The organism is Thiomonas delicata, from assembly GCF_900088825.1.
Taxonomy (GTDB): Bacteria; Pseudomonadota; Gammaproteobacteria; order Burkholderiales; family Burkholderiaceae_C; genus Thiomonas_A; species Thiomonas_A delicata.
Window position 1 is genome coordinate 1 of record NZ_LT592174.1, and the last position, 5,405, is coordinate 5,405.

Consider the following 5,405-nt stretch of genomic DNA (forward strand, 5'->3'; position numbering starts at 1 on the left):
TTCGAGTGGACAACCCCAGAAGATGCCTTCAATGATGGATTCCGCCAGGTCGGTCGACCGGGCGCGCCCAAAATCGACAGCGAGGGTTACGCCACGGGCTACATGGCCACGTATGCACTGCTGCGCAAAGCTGGCAACAACGGCGTGCAGATGCCGATCAAGCAGGTTGATGGAGACAAGCTGCTGGGTTCGCCGACGCTTTATCCCGACGACAAGTTCGACACGCCCAATGGCAAGATCCAGGTCTTTCCAGCGAAGTGGGATGGTTGGCTCAAACAGGCAGCCGAGGTCAAGGCCAAGTACAAATTCTGGATCAACAACGGCCGGTTCAACGAAGTCTGGCAGTCTTGGTACAACAACCAATACGACCCCTTCATCATGGACCGTTACCCGATGGCGGTGATCCAGATGAATCCTGCGGATATGGCGACCCTCGGCGTCAAGCCGACCGATGTGGTCGAAATCTACAACGACTACGGCACCACGATGGCCATGGCCTACCCGGAGCCGACCATCAAGCCCAACCAGTCCTTCGTCGTCTTCGGCGCTCCCAAAGGTGTCGTGGGTTCCGTGGTGACCACCGCCACAGATGTGCATTTCCTCGAATATCACAAGGGAACCTGGGCCGACATTCGCCGCGTCGGCTCGATGCCGGACTGGCAACGCACCGTCTCGACCAAGAGCCGCATGTACGGGGTTTGAATCGTTCCAATTCTCCCAGGCCACGGCGGCCTCGGGAGAACCGCTGTCCTCCTCGGGCGGCAGTTCCTTGGGCTCCTACGCTGGGGCCCTTTTTTTGAATGCGGGAGGAGGTGCATTCCATGTCAACCCATCAACCGAGAATCACGATGAAAAAGTTCTTTTTGTGCACATCTCTGGCCCTGTTCGCAGCCCAGGCCTGGGCCGCCCCTGACATGCTGGCTCTGGCCAAGCAGAAGAACTGCCTGGCCTGCCATGCAGTGGACGCCAAGATCGTCGGCCCCGCCTACAAGGCCGTGGCCGAAAAATACGCGGGCAAGCCCGGTGCCGAACAGATGCTGGTCAACGCCGTGCTGCACGGCCATGTCGGCACCTGGGGTCAGGTGCCGATGCCGGCCAACACCGATGTCACCCCGGCGCAGGCCAAGCAATTGGTGGCATGGATCCTGAGCCTGAAATAAAGCAGCAGGACAGAAAACGGAACGGCCGGTGGCGTCACCCCATGGCGCCTCCGGCTGGCATGATCCAAGCCCGCAACCTCGCAGGGAGTTCCCTTCATTCCACCCCCGGAAACCATGCACCACGAACTTCCTTTTTCCAGTGGCGCTGACCGTCGCGCACGAGCCACCGGCAAGCTCCGTAGCACGGACGAGGACGACGTCGCCGCCGTCTTCGAGGCGGCCGCCGAACTGTTCGCCGCGCTGTCATCCCCGATGCGATTGAGCATCGTCTGCCACCTGCGCGAGCAGGACATGAACGTGCAGCAGATTGCCAACCGGATCGGCAGCAGCCAGCCCAACACGTCCCTGCATTTGCGCCAACTGCACCAGATCGGCATTGTGGATCGGTCGAGGAGCGGTCAGTCGGTGACGTACCGCATCCGCAACACCTTCGTGGCCGATCTGTGCAAGATCGTTTGCCCAGGCCATTGAGGGCGCGTGCAACAGCACTTGATCAGACCTCACCGCCATGCATACCCCACCAGCCTCGCGCTCCAAACCCACACCCACGCACGAACTGCCGTTCGGGGCGACCCTGCGCAAGCTGCTCCTGATCATCCCGGCGAGCTTCGCGCTGCCCGTGATCGTCCTGCTTCTGATCGCTTCCTACCTGTCCAACACAGTGGGACCAAACCCGGATTCGTCGCCGATGTCCACCCGCGCCATCGTTCGGCGCATTGCACCAGTGGCACAACTCGTGGTCGCATCCGGCCCTCGAATGGCCGAAAAGTGGAACGCCGCCTCGCTCTCCGCGGCAGCGCCGACACCGAACGCCCAGGCCAAGACACCGGCCACCGCCCACGCACCTGTGGGCGGCACCAGCGCTTCGGCCATGCTGACCCTGGCCCGGCGGAAGAACTGCCTGACCTGCCATACCGCCGATCACAAGGTCGTCGGCCCCGCGTACGAGGCCGTGGCCGAGAAATACGCGGGCAAACCCGGTGCCGAGCAGATGCTGGTCAATGCGGTGCTGCACGGCCACGTCGGCACCTGGGGCCAGGTGCCGACGCCGGCCGAACCGGGGACCAACTCGATCGAGCTGCCCTCGGCATATTTTGACTTTCCTATGTCCAACGCCATGACTCTCGCGGAACCGATCGACTACGCCGAACTCATTTGCGAGCTCGTGCGCAAACGCCAGCAGACCTCACCCAAGCGGCTGGGCGAACCCGGCCCAGATGCCGGGCAGGTTCGCGAACTCTTCACCGCCGCTGCACAGGCGCCCGACCACGGTTTGATCCTGCCCTGGCGCTTCGTGCATGTCTCGGACGCCGGGCGCCAGCGGCTCGGCGAGGCGTTCGTGCAAGCCCTGCTCGAACGCGACCCCGACGCCACCGCGCAGCAACGCTCCGAGGCACGGGCCAAGGCTGCGCGCGCGCCCTTCCTGGCGCTGGCCATCGCCCGCCCGCACGACGATGCCAGCCCCGAGATCCCGCCGCGCGAGCGCCTGGTCTCGCTCGGCTGTGCACTGCAAAACATGCTGCTGCTGGCGCACGCCCATGGCTTCGGCGCCGGGCTGGTCAGCGGGCAGGCGATGGAGTCGAGAGCCTTGCGCGACTTGTTCAGGCTTGCCGACAACGAACAAGCGGTTTGCTTCATCGCTGTCGGCACGGTGGCCAAAGCCAAGACCAGCCGGGTGCGCCCGTCGCCTGTCGATTTCGTCGAGACGTTGTGAAACTTTCAGTCGACGCACGGAGATTTCGATGCAGACATCGCCCCGAAAAACCACCCACCAAGTCGTGTATTTCGCCCAGAGTTTTCACCGCGGCGAGCCGGAGCAGCGCAGCATGATGCTGGCCATCGGCTCCCAAGGCTATGTCGAAGCGGCAGCGCGCGCGCACCGTGATTTGCATCCCGAGGACGGCGTTGCCGTCTATCGGGCACTCATGGACGAGCCCACACCGATGAGCTATCGCCTTGTGGACTACTTCAGTTCCGAGCTCGGCGAAGCCTGGCATGAGGGTTTCGCCCCGCACTACCAGCATGGATTGCTCGAGTGACGCACGCCCCGCAGATTTTTGCCAACACCCTCGCGACGACCGACCAGGCCCAAGAAGGTGACGCACTGGAGGCGGTGTTCCAGGAGGCCGCCGAACTCTTCGCCGCACTCGCCTGCCCGACGCGGTTGCAGATCGTCTGCCAGTTGCGCCACGGCGACCAGACCGTGCATGGACTGGTTGACTGCATCGACAGTTCCCAACCCAATATCTCGGGCCATCTGCGCCTGCTCAGACAGGCCGGCATCGTGCGCCGCGAGCGTAGCGGGCGACAGGTCACGTACCGCCTGAGCAGCACACTGGCCGACGCCTTGTGCGCAGCAGTCTGCATCGTCAACTGAGATGCCGCACGCGCTGCATCCATCCCGCCCTCAGCCCCTGTATGTCCGAGCGAACCATTCCCATCGTCGATCACCGCTACGCCTCCAGCGTGCCGGCCGTTCCCGCGCACTCCCACGCGCCCGGTGCGCTGCTGGCCGACAAGTTGGGCCGGCCGCTGCACGATCTGCGCATCTCCATCACCGATCGCTGCAATTTCCGCTGCACCTATTGCATGCCCAAAGAGGTGTTCGACGCGCATTACGAATTCCTGCGCCACGCCGATCTGCTGCGCTTCGAGGAAATCGAGCGCCTGGCGCGCGTGTTCGTCGGCTTGGGCGTGCGCAAGCTGCGCATCACCGGCGGTGAGCCGCTGCTGCGCAAGGGCGTGGAGGACCTGGTGGCCATGCTCGCCGCCATCCGCACGCCGGACGGCGAGCCGGTGGAACTGACCATGACCACCAACGCCTCCATCCTCGCGCGCAAGGCCGAAGCACTGGCGCGGGCCGGTTTGCACCGCGTGACCGTGAGCCTGGACGCCATTGACGACGCCGTCTTCCGCCGCATGAACGATATGGACTTTCCGGTGCAAACCGTGCTGGAAGGCATCGCCGCGGCGCAGGCCGCCGGACTGCATCCGGTGAAGGTGAACATGGTGGTGCAGCGCGGTGTGAACGACGACCAGATTCTGCCCATGATCGAGCATTTCCGCGGCAGCGGCGTCGTGCTGCGCTTCATCGAATTCATGGACGTGGGCAACACCAACGGCTGGCGCATGGATCAGGTGCTGCCCTCGGCCGAGTTGCTGGCGCGCATTGCCCAGCGCCACCCGCTGCACGCGCTCGACCCCACCGTGCTGGGCGAAACCGCCGAGCGCTGGCTGCTGGACGACGGCAGCCTTGAAATTGGCGCCATCTCCAGCGTCACCCAGGCCTTTTGCCACGACTGCAACCGCGCCCGCTTGTCGATGGAAGGCAAGCTCTACCTTTGCCTCTTCGCCAGCCACGGCCACGACCTGCGCGCCCTGCTGCGCGGCGACGCGCAGCAGGGCATACAACAGGCGAGCGACGCCGACTTGCAGGCCGCCCTCGCCCAAGTCTGGAGCCGGCGTGACGATCGCTATTCCGAGTTGCGCGGGTTTGATGGCGCAGGCTTGCTGCAGGCCGTGCGCAAGCCCGAGATGTTTGCCATCGGAGGGTGAGCGCATGTCCGCAAGCCTGACGTTTCCTGATCTCGCCGCCGTCGTCTGTTGCGTCGGCAGCTACGACCCCGACGCCCTGCGCGTCGATCAGGTGCAGGACATCATCGCCTGTTTTGTACGCTCCGTGCGCACCGCCGAGCGCGTCGATATTCGCGCCGCGCTCGGGCGCGTGCTCGCCGCAGACGTCATCGCTCCGTTCGACGTGCCCTCGCACGACAACGCCGGCATGGACGGCTACGCGCTGCGCGGCGCCGATCTGGCGGCCGGCGGCGCGGCGGCGCCCACAGTTGTCGGCAAAGGTTTGGCCGGCCATGCCTACACCGGCGCCGTGCCGAGCGGCGCCTGCGTGCGCATCATGACCGGCGCCGTCATGCCCGAAGGCTGCGACACCGTCGTGCCGCAGGAATTCGTGCGCTTGGAAGGCGACGTCGTGCACATCCCTGCAGGCGTGCTCAAGCCAGGCGACAACGCCCGCCAGCGTGGTGAAGACCTGCGCGCCGGTCAACCCGCACTGGCTGTGGGCAAGCTGCTGCGCCCGGCCGATATCGGGCTGGTTGCATCGCTCGGCTTACCTGAAGTAATGGTGTGGCGCAAGCTGCGCGTGGCCTTCATGTCCACTGGGGATGAACTGCGCAGCCTGGGCGAGCCACCCGCGCAAGGCAGCGTGTACGACAGCAATCGCTACACCCT

8 protein-coding genes are annotated in these 5,405 nt (G+C 64.8%); all 8 read left to right on the forward strand.

Annotated features, from left to right (window positions below):
- A partial coding sequence (locus THIARS_RS17855; RefSeq protein ID WP_281254231.1) for a molybdopterin dinucleotide binding domain-containing protein occupies positions 1-702 on the forward strand: 702 nt, incomplete at its 5' end.
- Between the two features lie 146 nt (positions 703-848).
- Positions 849-1,160, forward strand: a complete 312-nt coding sequence (locus tag THIARS_RS18825; protein ID WP_013107015.1) for a c-type cytochrome — start codon at positions 849-851, stop codon at positions 1,158-1,160.
- Between the two features lie 114 nt (positions 1,161-1,274).
- The gene (locus THIARS_RS17860; protein WP_013107014.1) at positions 1,275-1,631 is read left to right on the forward strand and encodes an ArsR/SmtB family transcription factor; all 357 of its coding nucleotides are present in this window, start codon (positions 1,275-1,277) and stop codon (positions 1,629-1,631) included.
- Positions 1,632-1,668: 37 nt separating this feature from the next.
- On the forward strand, positions 1,669-2,874 hold the full coding sequence (locus THIARS_RS19195; RefSeq protein ID WP_342747710.1) for a nitroreductase family protein: 1,206 nt from the start codon (positions 1,669-1,671) through the stop codon (positions 2,872-2,874).
- Between the two features lie 28 nt (positions 2,875-2,902).
- Positions 2,903-3,199 (forward strand): hypothetical protein, encoded by a 297-nt coding sequence (locus THIARS_RS17875; RefSeq protein WP_013107011.1) that lies wholly within the window; start codon positions 2,903-2,905, stop codon positions 3,197-3,199.
- Positions 3,196-3,537, forward strand: coding sequence for an ArsR/SmtB family transcription factor (locus THIARS_RS17880; RefSeq protein WP_031406935.1), 342 nt, complete (start codon positions 3,196-3,198; stop codon positions 3,535-3,537). The genes THIARS_RS17875 and THIARS_RS17880 overlap by 4 nt, the downstream gene beginning before the upstream one ends.
- 41 nt (positions 3,538-3,578) lie before the next feature.
- On the forward strand, positions 3,579-4,715 hold the full coding sequence (moaA, locus tag THIARS_RS17885; RefSeq protein ID WP_094161278.1) for a GTP 3',8-cyclase MoaA: 1,137 nt from the start codon (positions 3,579-3,581) through the stop codon (positions 4,713-4,715).
- 4 nt (positions 4,716-4,719) lie between these two features.
- Positions 4,720-5,405: molybdopterin molybdotransferase MoeA (locus THIARS_RS17890; protein WP_141202464.1), on the forward strand; the 686-nt coding region annotated here is incomplete at its 3' end.

Bases quoted from the DNA above. Each gene is read 5' to 3' on its own strand.
- THIARS_RS18825 (WP_013107015.1), top strand. From the start codon at position 849: ATGAAAAAGTTCTTTTTGTGCACATCTCTGGCCCTGTTCGCAGCCCAG.
- THIARS_RS17860 (WP_013107014.1), top strand. From the start codon at position 1,275: ATGCACCACGAACTTCCTTTTTCCAGTGGCGCTGACCGTCGCGCACGA.
- THIARS_RS19195 (WP_342747710.1), top strand. From the start codon at position 1,669: ATGCATACCCCACCAGCCTCGCGCTCCAAACCCACACCCACGCACGAA.
- THIARS_RS17875 (WP_013107011.1), top strand. From the start codon at position 2,903: ATGCAGACATCGCCCCGAAAAACCACCCACCAAGTCGTGTATTTCGCC.
- moaA (WP_094161278.1), top strand. From the start codon at position 3,579: ATGTCCGAGCGAACCATTCCCATCGTCGATCACCGCTACGCCTCCAGC.